Source organism: Streptomyces sp. NPDC037242, assembly GCF_055604165.1.
The window spans coordinates 72,322-87,919 of record NZ_JBVJUY010000036.1 but is presented as its reverse complement, the minus strand read 5'-3'; the positions used below and the strand labels follow the sequence as shown (position 1 = coordinate 87,919).

Annotated in this window: 14 protein-coding genes; 9 read left to right on the top strand and 5 right to left on the bottom strand. The window is 72.5% G+C overall.

Annotated features, from left to right (window positions below):
- Positions 1–200: 200 nt before the first annotated feature.
- Together ACZ7GJ_RS32260 and ACZ7GJ_RS32255 are read left to right on the top strand one after the other, a co-directional pair.
- On the top strand, positions 201–1,433 hold the full coding sequence (locus tag ACZ7GJ_RS32260) for a DUF4352 domain-containing protein (RefSeq protein ID WP_470756653.1): 1,233 nt from the start codon (positions 201–203) through the stop codon (positions 1,431–1,433).
- Between the two features lie 110 nt (positions 1,434–1,543).
- On the top strand, positions 1,544–3,298 hold the full coding sequence (locus ACZ7GJ_RS32255; RefSeq protein WP_470756651.1) for an NAD+ synthase: 1,755 nt from the start codon (positions 1,544–1,546) through the stop codon (positions 3,296–3,298).
- A 60-nt stretch (positions 3,299–3,358) separates the two neighbouring features.
- On the opposite strand, the gene ACZ7GJ_RS32250 is transcribed toward ACZ7GJ_RS32255, so the two are convergent.
- On the bottom strand, positions 3,359–4,387 hold the full coding sequence (locus ACZ7GJ_RS32250; protein ID WP_470756649.1) for an endonuclease/exonuclease/phosphatase family protein: 1,029 nt from the start codon (positions 4,385–4,387) through the stop codon (positions 3,359–3,361).
- Between the two features lie 297 nt (positions 4,388–4,684).
- On the opposite strand from ACZ7GJ_RS32250, the gene panB reads away from it, so the two are divergent.
- The 3 genes from panB to ACZ7GJ_RS32235 all read left to right on the top strand — a co-directional run bounded on the left by panB (position 4,685) and on the right by ACZ7GJ_RS32235 (position 7,487).
- Positions 4,685–5,545, top strand: coding sequence for a 3-methyl-2-oxobutanoate hydroxymethyltransferase (gene panB, locus ACZ7GJ_RS32245; protein WP_470756647.1), 861 nt, complete (start codon positions 4,685–4,687; stop codon positions 5,543–5,545).
- Between the two features lie 89 nt (positions 5,546–5,634).
- Positions 5,635–6,636: an ATP-binding cassette domain-containing protein gene (locus tag ACZ7GJ_RS32240; protein ID WP_470756645.1), complete on the top strand. Its 1,002-nt coding sequence runs from the start codon at positions 5,635–5,637 to the stop codon at positions 6,634–6,636.
- Positions 6,633–7,487: an ABC transporter permease gene (locus ACZ7GJ_RS32235; protein WP_365917210.1), complete on the top strand. Its 855-nt coding sequence runs from the start codon at positions 6,633–6,635 to the stop codon at positions 7,485–7,487. The genes ACZ7GJ_RS32240 and ACZ7GJ_RS32235 overlap by 4 nt, the downstream gene beginning before the upstream one ends.
- Before the next feature lie 61 nt (positions 7,488–7,548).
- Here the strand turns inward: ACZ7GJ_RS32235 and ACZ7GJ_RS32230 are convergent, their stop codons facing one another.
- The gene (locus tag ACZ7GJ_RS32230) at positions 7,549–10,887 is read right to left on the bottom strand and encodes an ATP-binding protein (protein ID WP_470756642.1); all 3,339 of its coding nucleotides are present in this window, start codon (positions 10,885–10,887) and stop codon (positions 7,549–7,551) included.
- Positions 10,888–10,948: 61 nt separating this feature from the next.
- Between ACZ7GJ_RS32230 and ACZ7GJ_RS32225 the strand changes: the two genes are divergently transcribed.
- Complete coding sequence (locus ACZ7GJ_RS32225) at positions 10,949–11,749, top strand: site-2 protease family protein (RefSeq protein ID WP_470756641.1); 801 nt, start codon at positions 10,949–10,951, stop codon at positions 11,747–11,749.
- A 42-nt stretch (positions 11,750–11,791) separates the two neighbouring features.
- Here the strand turns inward: ACZ7GJ_RS32225 and ACZ7GJ_RS32220 are convergent, their stop codons facing one another.
- Together ACZ7GJ_RS32220 and npdG are read right to left on the bottom strand one after the other, a co-directional pair.
- On the bottom strand, positions 11,792–11,983 hold the full coding sequence (locus tag ACZ7GJ_RS32220) for a hypothetical protein (RefSeq protein ID WP_470756639.1): 192 nt from the start codon (positions 11,981–11,983) through the stop codon (positions 11,792–11,794).
- Between the two features lie 98 nt (positions 11,984–12,081).
- The gene (gene npdG, locus ACZ7GJ_RS32215) at positions 12,082–12,798 is read right to left on the bottom strand and encodes an NADPH-dependent F420 reductase (RefSeq protein ID WP_470756637.1); all 717 of its coding nucleotides are present in this window, start codon (positions 12,796–12,798) and stop codon (positions 12,082–12,084) included.
- 85 nt (positions 12,799–12,883) lie between these two features.
- On the opposite strand from npdG, the gene ACZ7GJ_RS32210 reads away from it, so the two are divergent.
- Positions 12,884–13,489 carry a hypothetical protein gene (locus ACZ7GJ_RS32210; protein WP_365917204.1) on the top strand — a complete coding sequence of 202 codons (606 nt, stop codon included), beginning with the start codon at positions 12,884–12,886 and terminating at the stop codon, positions 13,487–13,489.
- A 60-nt stretch (positions 13,490–13,549) separates the two neighbouring features.
- Here ACZ7GJ_RS32210 and ACZ7GJ_RS32205 read toward each other — a convergent pair whose 3' ends face one another.
- A complete protein-coding gene (locus tag ACZ7GJ_RS32205; protein ID WP_470756659.1) occupies positions 13,550–13,786 on the bottom strand; it encodes a hypothetical protein in 237 nt (78 codons plus the stop codon).
- A 72-nt stretch (positions 13,787–13,858) separates the two neighbouring features.
- Between ACZ7GJ_RS32205 and map the strand changes: the two genes are divergently transcribed.
- Together map and ACZ7GJ_RS32195 are read left to right on the top strand one after the other, a co-directional pair.
- A complete protein-coding gene (gene map, locus ACZ7GJ_RS32200; protein ID WP_470756635.1) occupies positions 13,859–14,716 on the top strand; it encodes a type I methionyl aminopeptidase in 858 nt (285 codons plus the stop codon).
- A gap of 136 nt (positions 14,717–14,852) precedes the next feature.
- Complete coding sequence (locus ACZ7GJ_RS32195) at positions 14,853–15,500, top strand: biliverdin-producing heme oxygenase (protein WP_470756633.1); 648 nt, start codon at positions 14,853–14,855, stop codon at positions 15,498–15,500.
- The last annotated feature ends 98 nt before the right edge of the window (positions 15,501–15,598 follow it).

Here is a 15,598-nt window from a genome sequence, read left to right as displayed (position 1 = left end):
CCCCCCCCCCCCCCCCCCCCCCCCCTCCCCCCCCCCCCCCCCCCCCCCCCCCCCCCCCCCCCCCCCCCCCCCCCCCCCCCCCCCCCCCCCCCCCCGGGCCCGGCCCGCGGGCCGGAAAGCAGGGGCGGGCGCGCTCCGTGGCGTGGCAGGGTGTGATCATTACGCGCCCACTGCGACTGCGACACGAGGATTCACCCGGTATGAGCACCCCGCCGAACCCGCCCAGCACCCCGCCCGGTCCCCCGGCGGAGTCCACGGGCACACCCGTACCCGAAACCGCCTCCATACCGGCCCCCGCGGATCCCCCGTCGCTGGAGAAGCCCCCGACCCCGGCCGCCGAGCCCGTCCCGGTCGCCCCCGCGCCCACCCCGGCCGACGCCGTCCCGGCCCCGGTCGACGCCGTCCCGGCCCCGGTCGACACCGTCCCGGCCCCGGTCGACACCGTCCAGGTCCCGGAGGCCGAGCCCGTCCCGGCGACCGTCCCCATCCCCGCGGCCGTCCCCATCCCCGCGGCCGAGCCCGTCCCGGCGGCCGGACCGGCCCCCGCCCCCGCGCCCTTCGCCGCGGTGGCCCCCGCTCCCCCGGGAGCCCCGTACGCCGCTCCCCCCGGAGCCCCGTACGCCGTCGGCCCCGGTTGGGGCGGCGCGCCGTACCCCGGCTACCCGGCCCCGCAGGACACCAACGGCCTGGCCGTCGCCGCGCTGGTCCTCGGGCTGCTGGGCCTCGTCCTCGGCCCCATCCCGATCATCTTCTGGTTCGGCGGCCTCCTGTCCGTCGTCGGTATCGGCATCGGCATCGCAGCCGTGGTCCGCTCCCGTTCCGGCGCCCCGCGCGGCACGATGGCGACCGTGGGCACCGTCCTCGCCGTCCTCGGACTCGGGGCGTCGGTCGGCGGCTTCTTCCTCACCGGCACCCTCTTCGCCCGGATCGACCGGGACCTCGACCGCGACTACCGGCAGAGCCTCGACCAGTACCCCGAGCTGCCGAGCACCCGGCCGTCGGCGCCGGCGCCGAAGCCGTCCCCGTCGCCCTCGCAGGTCCCCGGCCTGACCAGCGCACTGCCGTTCGGCGAGACGTTCACGTACCCCAACGGCGTCAAGGTGAGCCTGTCGAAGCCGAAGAAGTACGTCACGAAGAACGACTACCAGAAGGTCGCCAACGCGGTGCAGACGACCGTCACGATCACCAATGGCTCGTCCGAGACCATCAACGTGATCTACGCGGTCCCCAACCTCCGCGGCGCGGACGGCATGACCGGCAAGCCGGTCTTCGACGGCACCGTGCCGAAGATGATCAGGGGCGACATCCTGCCGGGCGCGTCGGCCAGCGGGGTCGTCGCCTTCGAGGTCGCCGAAGGCACCCAGGAGGTCACGGCCGACATCAGCCCCGGCAGCCAGCTGCCCGCCGTGAAGTACGCGGGCCCGATCGGCTGAGCCGGACGCCGGACACGGGCGCCGGACCGGACCGCCGAACCGCCCGACTCCGGCACGGAAATGAGCGGGACCCAGGACATCGCGTCAGAAAGACGATTAGACTGGGCCCCGTGCCTCAACTTCGTCTCGCTCTGAATCAGATCGACTCGCATGTCGGCAACATCGCCGCCAACGCCGACTCGGTCGTCCACTGGACCCGGCACTCCGCCGAGCAGGGCGCCCACTTGGTGGCGTTCCCGGAGATGATGCTGACCGGGTACCCCGTAGAGGACCTCGCCCTGCGCGACTCCTTCGTCGAGGCCTCGCGCACCGCGCTGCGCGAGCTCGCCGCGCGGCTGGCGGCCGAGGGGTTCGGCGAGCTGCCGGTCGTCGTCGGCTACCTCGACCGCACCGAGAGGGCGACGCCCCGGCTCGGCCGCCCGGCCGGCTCCCCGGAGAACGCGGCGGCCGTGCTGCACCGCGGCGAGGTCGTCCTGCGCTTCGCCAAGCACCACCTCCCCAACTACGGCGTGTTCGACGAGTTCCGCTACTTCGTGCCCGGCGACACCCAGCCGGTGATCCGGGTGCGCGGCGTGGACGTGGCCCTGGCCATCTGCGAGGACCTCTGGCAGGAGGGCGGCCGGGTCCCGGCCACCCGCTCCGCCGGGGCCGGGCTGCTGATCTCCGTCAACGCCTCCCCGTACGAGCGCAACAAGGACGACCTGCGCCTGGAACTGGTGCGCAAGCGCGCCCAGGAGGCCGGCTGCACCCTGGCCTACCTGGCGATGATGGGTGGCCAGGACGAGCTGGTCTTCGACGGCGACTCGATCGTCGTCGACAGCTCCGGCGAGGTCATCGCGCGCGCCCCGCAGTTCTCCGAGGGCTGTGTCCTCGTGGACCTGGACCTGCCGGCCGCCGCCGCGAACGCCCCCGAGGGCGTGGTGGACGACGGGCTGCGCATCGACCGGGTGATCCTCTCCGAGGAGCCGGTGGAGCCGTACGAGCCGGTCGTGACCGGCGGCTACGCCGACCGCCTCGACGACGACGAGGAGATCTACGACGCGCTGGTCGTGGGCCTGCGCGCGTACGTCCGGAAGAACGGGTTCCGATCCGTCCTGATCGGGCTCTCCGGCGGCATCGACTCGGCGCTCGTGGCGGCCATCGCCTGCGACGCGATCGGCGCGCAGAACGTGTACGGCATCTCGATGCCCTCGAAGTACTCCTCGGACCACTCCAAGGGCGACGCGGCCGACCTGGCCGAGCGCACCGGCCTGAACTTCCGCACGGTGCCGATCGAGCCGATGTTCGACGCGTACATGGGCTCGCTGGGCCTGACCGGCCTGGCGGAGGAGAACCTCCAGTCCCGACTGCGCGGCACCATGCTGATGGCGGTGTCCAACCAGGAGGGCCACATCGTGCTGGCCCCGGGCAACAAGTCGGAGCTGGCCGTGGGCTACTCCACCCTGTACGGGGACTCCGTGGGCGCGTACGGCCCGATCAAGGACGTGTACAAGACGGACGTCTTCCGCCTCGCCGAGTACCGCAACCGGGCGGCGGCCGAGCGCGGCGAAACCCCGCCGATCCCGGAGAACTCCATCGTGAAGCCCCCGAGCGCCGAGCTGCGACCCGGTCAGGTGGACACGGACTCGCTGCCGGACTACCCCGTCCTCGACGCGATCCTGGCGATGTACGTGGACCGCGACCAGGGGCTGGAGGCGATCGTCGGGGCCGGGTTCGACGGCGAGCTGGTCGCGAAGACCCTGCGCATGGTGGACACCGCGGAGTACAAGCGCCGGCAGTACCCGCCGGGCACGAAGATCTCCGCGAAGGGCTTCGGCAAGGACCGCCGCCTGCCGATCACGAACGGGTGGCGCGAGCAGGCGTAGCGGCGAGCAGGCGTAGCGGCGAGCGCGGGTCTCCCCGGAGACCCGCGCACAGCCCGCCCGCTACGGCTTTACGGTGAGGCGGGCCGCGATCGGGAGGTGGTCGCTGCCCGTGCGGGGCAGGGTCCAGGAGGCCTCCGGCTTGATCCCGCGGACCATGATCTGGTCGATGCGGGCCATCGGGAACTGCGCCGGCCAGCTGAAGCCGAAGCCGTCGCCCGCCGCGCCCTGGGTGGAGCGCATCTGCGAGGTGACCTCGGACAGGGCGCGGTCGTTCATGGTGCCGTTGAGGTCGCCGAGCAGGATGACGTTCTTCAGCGGTTCGGCGGCGAGCGCGGCGCCCAGCGCGTCGGCGCTGTTGTCGCGCTGGTTGGCGGTGAAGCCGGCCTTCAGCTTGACCCGTACCGAGGGCAGGTGGGCGACGAAGGCGGCGACCTGCCCGTGGGGGGTGTCCACGGTGGCGCGCATGGCGCGGGTCCAGCCCATCCGGATGTCCACCGGCTGGCTGGCGGTCAGCGGGAACTTGCTCCACAGGCCGACGGTGCCCTCGACCGAGTGGTACTTGTACGTCCCCGCCAGGGCCTTCTCGTAGATCGGGACGGCGCTGCCCTTGAGCTCGGTCAGGGCCAGGATGTCGGCGCCGGACTTGGCGACCGATTCGGCGGTGCCGCGGGGGTCGGTGTTGTCGGCGTCGACGTTGTGGGTGGCGACCATGAGGTTGCCGCCGGAGCCGGACTTGTCGGTGACCAGGCCGCCGAAGAGGTTCATCCAGACCACGGCCGTCAGCACTATCGCGATCAGCGCGGTGGCGGACTTGCGGATCACGGCGCCGACCAGCAGGACCGGGACGGCCAGGCCCAGCCAGGGCAGGAAGGTCTCGGTGAGGCTGCCGAGGTTGCCCACGTCGTTGGGCAGCGAGGCGTGGAGGATCATGACCAGGGAGAGCAGCGCGGCGAGCCCGGCCAGTACCAGCCCGCGGCGCCAGATGCCCGGGGCGCGCCTCAGTTCGGCCAGCCGGCGCCGGAACGGGGATCCGGAGGGCTCGGGATCCGAGCCGCCGTTCCCCGATTCCGTCATGTACGCCTGTGCCATGCCACTGCCCTCGCTGCCGTGCTCGCGCTCCGTTCCCGCCTCTTGACCCTAGGCGATGAGCGGAGCCTTCCGTGCCGTTTGTCCCGGCCGTACGTCCGGGAGGACGAACGGCCATGCGGACGCAGTTCCGGTTGTCACGAAACAAGCACATTCACTCGCACACCCCTGGGGCCGGCCGGGAGTGTGACGAACCGGTCCTCGCGCCACTTCCGCCCCGGGCCGGACGAGTGCCACCATGGTGGGTGAGTCCGGGGACGCCGTAAGGGCGCCTCGAGATGACATCAAGGAGCAGTTGCAATGACGCATGCCGTTTCGCCTGCCCGCGAAGCCGCCTCCCCCACCCTGTACGGAGGCACGGGCACCCGGCGCATCACCGTCCGCGACCTCACCCTCGCCAAGGAGCGCGGCGAGAAGTGGCCCATGCTCACCGCCTACGACGCGATGACCGCGTCGGTCTTCGACGAGGCCGGCATCCCGGTCATGCTCGTCGGTGACTCGATGGGCAACTGTCACCTCGGCTACGAGACCACCGTCCCGGTCACGATGGACGAGATGACCCTGCTGTCGGCGGCCGTCGTACGGGGCACCAGCCGGGCCCTGATCATCGGTGACCTGCCGTTCGGCTCGTACCAGGAAGGCGCCGTGCAGGCGCTGCGCAGTGCCACCCGCCTCGTCAAGGAGGCCGGGGTCGGCGCGGTCAAGCTGGAGGGCGGCGAGCGCTCGCTGCGCCAGACCGAGCTGATCGTGCAGTCCGGCATCCCCGTCATGTCGCACCTGGGCCTGACCCCGCAGTCCGTGAACGCCATGGGCTACCGGGTGCAGGGCCGCGGCGACGAGGCCGCGCACCAGCTGCTGCGGGACGCGAAGGCCGCGCAGGACGCGGGCGCCTTCGCGGTGGTGCTGGAGCTGGTCCCGGCCGAGCTGGCCGCCGAGGTCACCCGGTCCCTGCACATTCCGACGGTCGGTATCGGCGCGGGCGCGGAGTGCGACGCGCAGGTGCTGGTGTGGACGGACATGATGGGGCTGACGAGCGGGAAGCTGCCGCGCTTCGTCAAGCAGTACGCGAACATCCGCCGGACGATGGGCGACGCGGCGAAGGCCTTCGCCGAGGACGTGGTCGGCGGAACGTTCCCGCAGGCGGAGCACGCCTTCCACTAATACGTCCGACCGCTGCCGACAGCCCGCCGATGCGTTCATCGGCGGGCTGTCGGTCATCTGTCGGCGGGTTGTCAGTGGCGCCTGGTCCCATGGTGGACATGACGCGAAACGACAAGAACCCCAATGCCGTGGTGGTGCGGGGGCTGGTCAAGCACTACGGCGAGACGAAGGCCCTCGACGGCGTGGACCTCGATGTCCGCGAGGGCACCGTCCTCGGGGTACTGGGCCCGAACGGCGCCGGCAAGACCACCCTCGTGCGCTGCCTCTCCACCCTGATCACCCCCGACGCCGGAACGGCGACGGTCGCGGGCTTCGACGTGGTCCGCCAGCCTCGGCAGCTGCGCCGCACCATAGGCCTGACCGGCCAGTACGCCTCGGTCGACGAGAAGCTCTCCGGCTGGGAGAACCTCTACATGATCGGCCGGCTGCTCGACCTGTCCCGCAAGGACGCCAGGACCCGTGCCGACGAGATGCTGGAGCGGTTCTCCCTGACGGAGGCGGCCAAGAAGGCCGCCATGAACTACTCCGGCGGTATGCGCCGCCGGCTCGACCTGGCCGCCTCGCTGATCGGCAACCCTGCCGTCCTCTACCTGGACGAGCCGACCACGGGCCTGGACCCCCGTACCCGCAACGAGGTGTGGGACGAGGTGCAGCGGCTGGTCGCCGAGGGCGCCACCGTCCTGCTCACCACCCAGTACATGGAGGAGGCCGAGCAGCTCGCCAGCGAGCTGACGGTCATCGACCGTGGCAAGGTCATCGCCAACGGCAAGGTCGACGAGCTGAAGGCCCGCGTCGGCGGCCGGACCCTGAGGGTCCGCCCCGTCGACCACTCCGACCTGCCGGGCATGGCCCGCGCGCTGGCGGAGACCGGACTGGACGGGCTCGCCGGCTCCCAGGCGGTGCCGGACGAGGGCGTGCTGCTGGTCCCGATCCTGAGCGACGAGCAGCTGACCGCCGTGGTGGGCCTGCTGGCCGCCCGCGGGTACGCGATCGCCGACCTCGGCACCTACCTGCCCAGCCTGGACGAGGTGTTCCTGTCGATCACCGGCCAGAAGCCCACCACCGAGATGACCGAGGAGGTCGCGGCATGAGCACCGTAACCACGACGAAGCAGCCCGCCGACACCGCGCCCGCCCGGGTCCCGGCCGCCGAGCCGCCCGACGAGGGCCGGATCGGCCTGCGGGCCAACCTGCGGCACATCGGCGCCCTGGTGCGCCGCAACGCGCTGCAGATCAAGCAGGACCCGGAGTCGATGTTCGACGCCGTGCTCATGCCGATCATCTTCACGCTGCTGTTCGTCTTCGTCTTCGGCGGCGCGATCTCCGGCAAGGGCAACCAGGAGGCGTACGTCAACTACGTCATCCCGGGCCTGATGGCCATGATGGGCATGAACATCTCGATGGCGGTCGGCACCGGCGTCAACGACGACTTCAAGAAGGGCGTCATGGACCGCTTCCGGTCCATGCCGATCGCCCGGTCCTCCGTGCTCCTCGCGAAGATCGTCGTCGAGGTCGGCCGGATGCTCGTCGCGATCACGATCCTGCTGTCGGTGGGCTTCATCCTGGGCCTGTCGATCAAGACCTCGGTGCTGGACCTGTTCCTGGCGATCGGCCTGTCGACCGTCTTCGGCGCCTCGCTGATGTGGATCTTCATCCTGCTCGGTCTGACGATGAAGACCGCTCAGGCCGTCCAGGGCATGGCGATGCTGGTCCTGATGCCGCTCCAGTTCGGCAGCTCGATCTTCGCCCCGCCGTCCACCATGCCGGGCTGGCTCCAGTCCTTCACCGACTACAACCCGCTGTCCAACCTGGCCGACGCGGCACGCGGCCTGATCAACGGCGGGGCGGTCGCCCACTCCGTGTGGATGACCCTCGGCTGGTCGCTCGCCATCACGGCGGTCACCATGCCGCTCGCGGTACGGAAGTTCCGCCAGAAGACCTGATCCGGGACGCAGGTCCGGTCCGGATCGCGTCCCGGGACGGGCCCCGCATGGGGGGGCCGGGTCAGACCAGGGCGGTGGCCTCCTCCAGGGTGAGGCCGCCGCCTTCGGCGTGCGCCGCCTCGTACGCTGCGTCACCGAGCGCCGCCCGGGCCAGCTCCTCGGCCCGGGCGGCGTCCTCGCGTTCCGTGGTGACGGGGAAGTGCCCGGGCGGCAGCTGGGCGCGGTAGGCGCCGAGCAGCCGGGCCGCGTCGTACTCCCGCCGCGGGCCGCCGAGCGAGACCAGCGAGAGGGCGGCGGTCATCAGGTAGACCGCCGGCATCTGCGGGGCCACCATCCGGGCCAGCGGGTCCTGGACGGTCCCCATGGCCTGGCGGAGGTGTTCGAGCGCCTCCTCGTACCTGCCCTGCTGGTTGTCCAGCCAGGCCATGGTGCCGAGCATGAAGCCGTCGAAGATGGCGAACGCGCCGAAGGAGAACTCCTCGCGCAGGATCTGCAGCTGGGCGCGGGCCTCGGGGATCCGCCCGGTGCGGCCGAGGATGCCCGCGAGGAACATCCGGGCGGCGGGCATGGCCTCGTTGCCGAACTTCGCGACGGTGGCGACGATCTCGGTGAGGATCTTCTCGGCCTCCGCGATCTCGCCGCTCTCGACGAGGGTCCCGGCCATCCGCACCCGCAGGACCGTCACCTGGGCCTTGGCGCCCAGCCGTTCGGCGTACGCGATCGCCTCGCGGAAGTCCCGGGCCGCCAGGCCGTACTCGCCGCGCTTCTCCCGGGACTCGGCGCGGGCGGAGAGCGCCTCGGCGCAGCCCCAGGCGTCGCCGAGCTCGCGGAACAGGGCCAGGCTCTCGTCCGCGTCGCGGGAGGCGTCGCCGGCCCAGTCGGCCCGGTTGGCGAGGATGTTGGCGCGGAGCTGGAGGGCGGAGGCCAGTTCCCAGCGGTAGCCGAGCGCGCGGGCGGTGGCGACCGTCTCGTCGATGACCAGCTGGAGCAGCCCGGGGTCGCCGGAGATCATGACGGCGTAGATCCAGAGGGAGGCGGGCGTCCGGCAGGTCTGCGGGAGTCCGGGCCGGTAGGTGGCGAGCATGCCGTCGACCTGGGCGCGGACCGCCGGGGTGTTCCACTCCTCGTTGGTCTGGTCGCGGGCGGCCAGCCGGACCAGGTGGACCGCGCGCCAGGCCTCGGTGAGCACTTCGCCGGAGTAGGGCGGGGGCGTGTCGACGAGCCGCTCGTACACGGGCTCCGCGGGGACGACGGGCGCCGCGAAGGGGTCGGGAACCAGTGCGACGGCCGCGTCGGTCCAGTGCCGGGACTCGCTGCGCAGGTCGTGCATGTGCCAGTACCAGCCCAAGGAGTGGATGAGGCAGAGCACTTCGCCGGTGTCCCGGGTGGCGACGGCCCGGCGCAGGGCGGTACGGATGTTCTCGTACTCGGTGCCGAGCCGGTCGGCCGCGGCGCGCTGGCCGTGGCCGCGGAGCAGCGGCTCGGTGGTACGGGCGAGTTCGCGGTAGTGGACGAGGTGGCGGTGCTCGGTGGCCTCGCGGTCGCCGTCGGCCTCGGCGAGGCGCTCGGTGGCGTACTCGGCGACGGTCTCCAGGAGCCGGTAGCGCATGCCGGAGCGGTCGGGTCCGGGGGCGGCGACGACGAGGGACTTGTCGACGAGGGAGCCGAGGACGTCGGCCACGTGCCAGGCCTCCGGGCCCTCGGCCTCGGCGCAGACGGCCTCGGCGGCGGCCAGGTCGCAGCCGCCGGCGAAGACGGACAGCCGGCGCAGGACGGTGCGTTCGGGCGCGTCCAGCAGGTCCCAGGACCAGTCGACGACCGCCCGCAACGTCTGCTGGCGCGGCAGCAGCGTACGAGAGGTACGCGCACCCGTGGTCAGCAGCCGGAAGCGGTCATCGAGCCGGTCGGCGATCTGCCGCGGGGTGAGCAGCCGCAGCCTCGCCGCCGCCAACTCGATCGCGAGCGGCAGCCCGTCGAGGCGCCGACAGATCTCCACGGCGGCGGCCGGGTCCTCGTCCGGGGTGAACCCGGGGCGGGCGGCGGCCCCGCGGTCGGCCAGCAGCCGCAGCGCGACCGGGTCGGGCAGTGGTTCCACCGGGCGCAGCAACTCGCCGGGGACGCCGAGGGGTTCGCGGCTGGTGGCGAGGATCTGTACGCCGGGGCAGTGCGTGAGCAGGCGTTCTGCGAGCTCGGCGGCGGCGTCGATGACGTGCTCGCAGTTGTCGAGCAGCAGCAGGAGGCGGCGGCGCGCGCAGTGTTCGGCGAGCCGGCCGAGCGGCTCGTCCCCGGCCCGCTCCGTCAGCGCCCGCAGTTCCTCGGCGGCGGCGCCGCGCAGCTTGGTCTCGCGTGCGCCGAGCGCGGCGAGGGCCGCCTCGGCGACGTCCTCGGGGTCGGCCGGCCCGTCGACGGGCGCCAGCTCGACGAGCCACACCCCGTCGGGCCAGCCGCCCTCGGCGGTGTGCGCCTTGGCGGCGTGCGCTTCGGCGGCCTCCTGCGAGAGCCGGGTCTTGCCGGCTCCGCCGGGTCCGAGCAGGGTGACGAGCCGCGCCCGCGCGAGGTCGTCCCCGATGGCCCGGATGTCCTCCTCGCGGCCGACGAAGGTGGTCAGCCGGGCCCGCAGATTGCCCTGGTCGAGCGGTACGGGGCTCGGCGCCGGGGCCGTCGGGGCTGCTGCCGCCGGGGCCGTCGGGGCCGGGGCCAGGAGTTCCGCGTGCAGGGCGCGCAGGGCGGGTCCCGGGTCGGTGCCCAGGCGGGCGGCGAGGTCGCGCCGGACCTCCTCGTAGGCGGCGAGCGCCTCCGCCGGGCGGCCCGCGTCCCGCAGCGCGCGGATGCGCAGCGCGTGCAGGGGTTCGTCCAGCGGCTGCTGCCCGCACAGCGCGGCCAGCTCCGGCAGGGCCCGCTCCGCCTCGCCCAGGGCCAGGGCCGCCTCCAGCCGGCCCCGGCGCGCGTCCTTCCGTACGGCCTCCCAGCGCGCGGCCTCCTGGGCCGGGTCGGGGAGGGACGACAGCGCCGGGCCGCGCCACAGCGCGAGGGCCTCGTCGTACTGGGCGGCGGCGCCCGCAGGGTCCGGCTCGGCCGCGGCGGAGCGGGCGAGGCGCTCGAAGCGGTAGAGGTCGACGTCCTCCCGGGCGGCGGCCAGGACGTACCCGCCCTCCTCGGAGCGCACGGCCCCGTGCCCCAGCGCCCGCCGCAGCCGCGCGACCAGCGCCTGGAGGGCGGCCACGCCGTCGGCGGGCGGGTCCCCGGCCCAGACCTCGTCGACGAGCAGCGGCGCCGGCACCGCGCGGCCCGGGCGCAGCGCGAGCGCGGTCAGGAGCGCACGCAGGCGCGCTCCGCCGACGGCGACGGGGGTTCCGTCGTCGCGGACGGCCTGGGCGGTGCCGAGAATCACGTAGCGCACCGGCCCATTGTCCCCGGCCCCGGGCCCCGGCCCGCCCGGGGCCCGGGATAGGTTTCGCCGCATGGGTCACCAGGGCAGCCGCGGCGAGCGGCAGATCAGTTCCGTATTCCTCGGCATCGCCGCCGTCATGGCGGTCACCGGGTGGGCCGTGTGGACGGGGTACTCGACGAGCACCGGCCTGGCCGTCTTCCTCTTCGTGACGTCGGCGTGGATCGTCTCGCTGTGCCTGCACGAGTACGCGCACGCCCGCACCGCCCTGCACAGCGGCGACCTGTCGGTGGGCGCCAAGGGCTATCTGACGCTGAATCCGCTCAAGTACACGCACGCGCTGCTCAGCATCATCCTGCCGGTGCTCTTCGTGATCATGGGCGGGCTGGGCCTGCCCGGCGGCGCGGTGTACATCGAGCGCGACCGGATCCAGGGCCGCTGGAAGCACAGCCTCATCTCGGCGGCGGGCCCGCTGACGAACGTCGCCTTCGCGGCCGTGTGCACCGCCCCGTTCTGGCTGAACGCCCTCGACGGGGTCCCGGTGCCGTTCCGCTTCGCGCTCGCGTTCCTCGCGCTGCTCCAGGTCTCGGCGGCGATCCTGAACTTCCTGCCGGTGCCGGGCCTCGACGGCTACGGCGTCATCGAGCCCTGGCTCTCCTACCGGATCCGCCGCGAGGTGGCGCCGCTGGCCCCGTTCGGTCTGATCGCCGTCTTCGCGCTGCTGTGGATCCCGGAGGTCAACGCGTTCTTCTTCGACGCGGTGAACGGCATCCTCTCGGCGCTGGGCGTGACCGACCTGGAGACGTACTGCGGCCGCGACCTCTACCGCTTCTGGCAGGACAGCAACGGCTTCTGCGCTATGCCGGTCGAGTAACGCGCGGGCCGACTGACGCCGGGCCGATCAGCGCCGGGCCGATCAGCGCTGGGGGGCGACGCCCGCGGCCTTCTGGGCCTTGGCCTTGCGCACGTAGAACCACGCCATGTTGGACGTCACACCCGCCATGAGCACCCAGACGATGCCGAGGAAGCTGCCCTCCACGAAGGCGACCACGGCCGCGGCGATGGCGAGGACGCAGACGACGATGGCGAACACGGCAAGGCGCGGCATGGAAGGAACTCCTCGGGGACACTGAAGCGGGTCGAGCCCCTCCAGTGTCCCCCATGCCCCGCAGTGCCCGCGTAAGGGCGCGGGCCCGGCCGGCCGGCTCAGACGTCCGTGAGGCGCAGGCCCGCGTGGGCCTTGTAGCGGCGGTTGGTGGAGATGAGGTTGGCTACCAGGGCTTCGACCTGGTGTGCGCCCCGCAGCCGGCCGGCGAAGACTCCGCGCATGCCCGGGATGCGGGCGGCCAGGGCCTGGACGAGGTCGGTGTCGGCGCGGGATTCGCCGAGGACCATGACGTCGGTGTCGATCTCGTCGATGGACTCGTCCTGGAGCAGGACCGCCGACAGGTGGTGGAAGGCCGCGGTGACGCGGGAGTCCGGGAGCAGGGCTGCGGCCTGCTGGGCCGCGCTGCCCTCTTCGACCTGGAGGGCGTACGCGCCCTGCTTGTCAAAGCCCAGCGGGTTGACGCAGTCCACCACGAGCTTGCCCGCGAGGTCCTCGCGCAGTGCTTCGAGGGTCTTGGCGTGGCCCTCCCACGGCACGGCGATGATCACGATGTCGCTGCGGCGCGCGCATTCGGCGTTGTCCGCGCCCTCCACGCCGAGGCCCAGCTCGTCGGCGGCGGTCTGCGCGCGGTCGGCGGCGCGGGAGCCGATGATCACCTTCTGTCCGGCGCGGGCGAGCCGGTAGGCGAGGCCGCGGCCCTGGTCGCCGGTGCCGCCGAGGACGCCGACGACGAGGCCGGAGACGTCCGGCAGGTCCCACGGGTCCTTGGCCGGCGCCTTGGCGGGGGTCTGCTGCGTGCTGTCTGTGGAGGTCATGGGGGCGAGGGTACTGCCGAGTACCGCACAGTCGAAGAGCGGGGAACCGCTCCCGTATGTCCGTTGCATGGTGCAGGATGCCGGTATGGACGCCGTGAGAGTCGCGCTGCTGCGCGAGGTGCTGGCCGGTACGCAGTGGCCGGGTGCCGCGCGGCGCTTCGCCGGCTCGCTGCGGCGGGCCGTGGTGCCGGCCGGCGGTGGCCTGCTGCTCGTGGGGACCGCGCAGTACGAGCCCTGGCACCTGGCGGCCCACCTGGTGGACGAGGCCGCCTGGTCGGGGCTTCCCGAGCTGGCGCCCACGCTCGTACGCCACCGCGTGCTGCCGGGGGAGCCGGCGCACCTGTCGGTGGGGCTGAGCCGGCTGGAGGCGGCCCGGCGCGGGCACACCCTGCTGGTGGTGGCTCCGGAGCGGCCCGGCGAGGGGCTGCTGGAGCGGGTCCACGACGCCCGCCGGGCGGGAGCGACCGTACTGTCCCTGGACGGCGGCGATCCGGATCTCGGGACGCTCGCGCACGACGCGCTGTCGGTGCCGGAAGGCTCCGCCGAGCTGGACCTGGACACGGTGCAGCACCTGGTCAGCGCGGCGGCCGGGGAGAACAGCCTGCCCGTGCAGCGCGGGCCGCGCGGGCTGCGGGACCGGCTGGCGCGGCTGGCCGATCAGCTGACCGCGCCGCCGCCCAGCCGCTGGTAGCCGCCCCGGGCGGGCCCAGAGCCGGACCCGGGTCCGGACCCGGGTCCGGACCCGGGCGCGCTACTGGGCCGTGCCCTCTTCTTCCTCGCGGGTCTTGTCGTTCCACTTCGGGTCGTTCTGCCATTCGAGGTTGCGTTCCTGCGCCGTCTCCATGGCGCGGGCGGCGTCCTCGGGGGTCTCGTAGGGGCCGAACCGGTCCTTGGCGGGGCACTCGGGCCCCTCTTCGACCTTCTGGTGGACCAGGCAGTAGTACCACTCGCCCGCTTTGCCCACCTGGCGCTTCTTGAACAGGGCCATCGTCGTCAGGCTCCTCTCGATACCGCTCTCTGCCGCCATGCTGCCCCATCCCCGCTGGATACACTCGCTTGCATGTCTGGCCAGTCGCTGCTCGTACCAGGCGAGCTTTCTCCCGTCCGTTCCGTTCCCGGAAACATCCGCCGGCCCGAGTACGTGGGCAAGCCCGCGCCCACTCCGTACACCGGACCGGAGGTGCAGACGGCCGAGACCATCGAGGCCATGCGCATCGCCGGCCGCATCGCCGCCCAGGCGATGGAAGAGGCCGCCAAGCTGATCGCGCCGGGGGTGACCACCGACGAGCTGGACCGGGTCGCCCACGAGTACATGTGCGACCACGGCGCGTACCCCTCCACGCTGGGCTACCGCGGCTTCCCCAAGTCCCTGTGCTCCTCGCTCAACGAGGTCATCTGCCACGGCATCCCCGATTCGACCGTCCTGCGCGACGGCGACATCGTGAACCTCGACGTGACCGCGTACATCGGCGGAGTGCACGGCGACAACAACGCCACGTACCTGTGCGGCGACGTGGACGAGGAGTCGCGGCTGCTGGTGGAGCGCACCCGCGAGGCCCTGAACCGGGCCATCAAGGCCGTCAAGCCGGGCCGCCAGCTCAACGTCATCGGCCGGGTCATCGAGTCGTACGCGAAGCGTTTCGGCTACGGCGTGGTCCGTGACTTCACCGGCCACGGGATCAACTCGTCCTTCCACTCCGGCCTGATCATCCCGCACTACGACAGCCCGCACGCCACCACCGTCATCGAGCCCGGGATGACCTTCACCATCGAGCCGATGCTGACCCTGGGCACCCACGAGTACGACATGTGGGCGGACGGCTGGACGGTCGTCACGAAGGACCGCAAGCGCACCGCGCAGTTCGAGCACACCCTGGTGGTGACGGACACCGGGACGGAGATCCTGACCCTGCCGTAGCCCTCCGGTGGAGCGCGGCCGGAATTTTTTACCGACAAGGCGTCGGGAACACATTGACTTAGGCAAGCCTAAGTAAGAGGATCAGGTGTGGCGGCAGTGCTGCCACGCCTGTTTCCCCTTCCTCCGGAGGTCCGTCTTGGACGCCTTCTCGACCGTCATCCGTGTCGCGTCGCACGAGCAGCACACCGAAGCCGAGACCTCGACCTTCATGAGCGACCTGCTCGGCGGCCGGCTCGGGGTGGACGCCTACGCGCGCTACACCGAGCAGCTGTGGTTCGTCTACCGGGCCCTGGAGGACGCCGCCGAGTCCCTGAAGGACGACGCGGTGGCAGGCCCGTTCATCCAGCCCGAGCTGATGCGCGTCGCCGAGATCGAGCGGGACCTCGCGCACCTGCTGGGCGCCGACTGGCGCGAGAGCGTCGTGGCACTGCCCGCCACGCAGGCCTACGCCGCCCGCGTGGCCGAGTGCGCCGCCCAGTGGCCGGGCGGGTACGTCGCCCACCACTACACCCGCTACCTGGGCGACCTCTCCGGCGGCCAGATCATCCGCGACAAGGCCGAGCGGACCTGGGGCTTCGAGCGCAAGGGCGACGGCGTCCGCTTCTACGTCTTCGCGGACATCTCCAACCCGGCGGCCTTCAAGCGGACCTACCGCGAGCTGCTGGACGCGATTGCCGCGGACGACCTGGAGAAGCAGCGCATCATCGACGAGTGCAAGCGCGCCTTCGACTTCAACGGCGCGGTCTTCCGCGAGCTGGGCGAGCAGTTCCCGCTGAGCGCGTAGCGAGAACGGCACGATCTACGGCGAGAGGGCCGGGGGGGGGGGGGGGAGGGGGGGGAGGGACCCCTCCGTTGTGTTGAAGAGAAGGAAGGGAGGGGGAG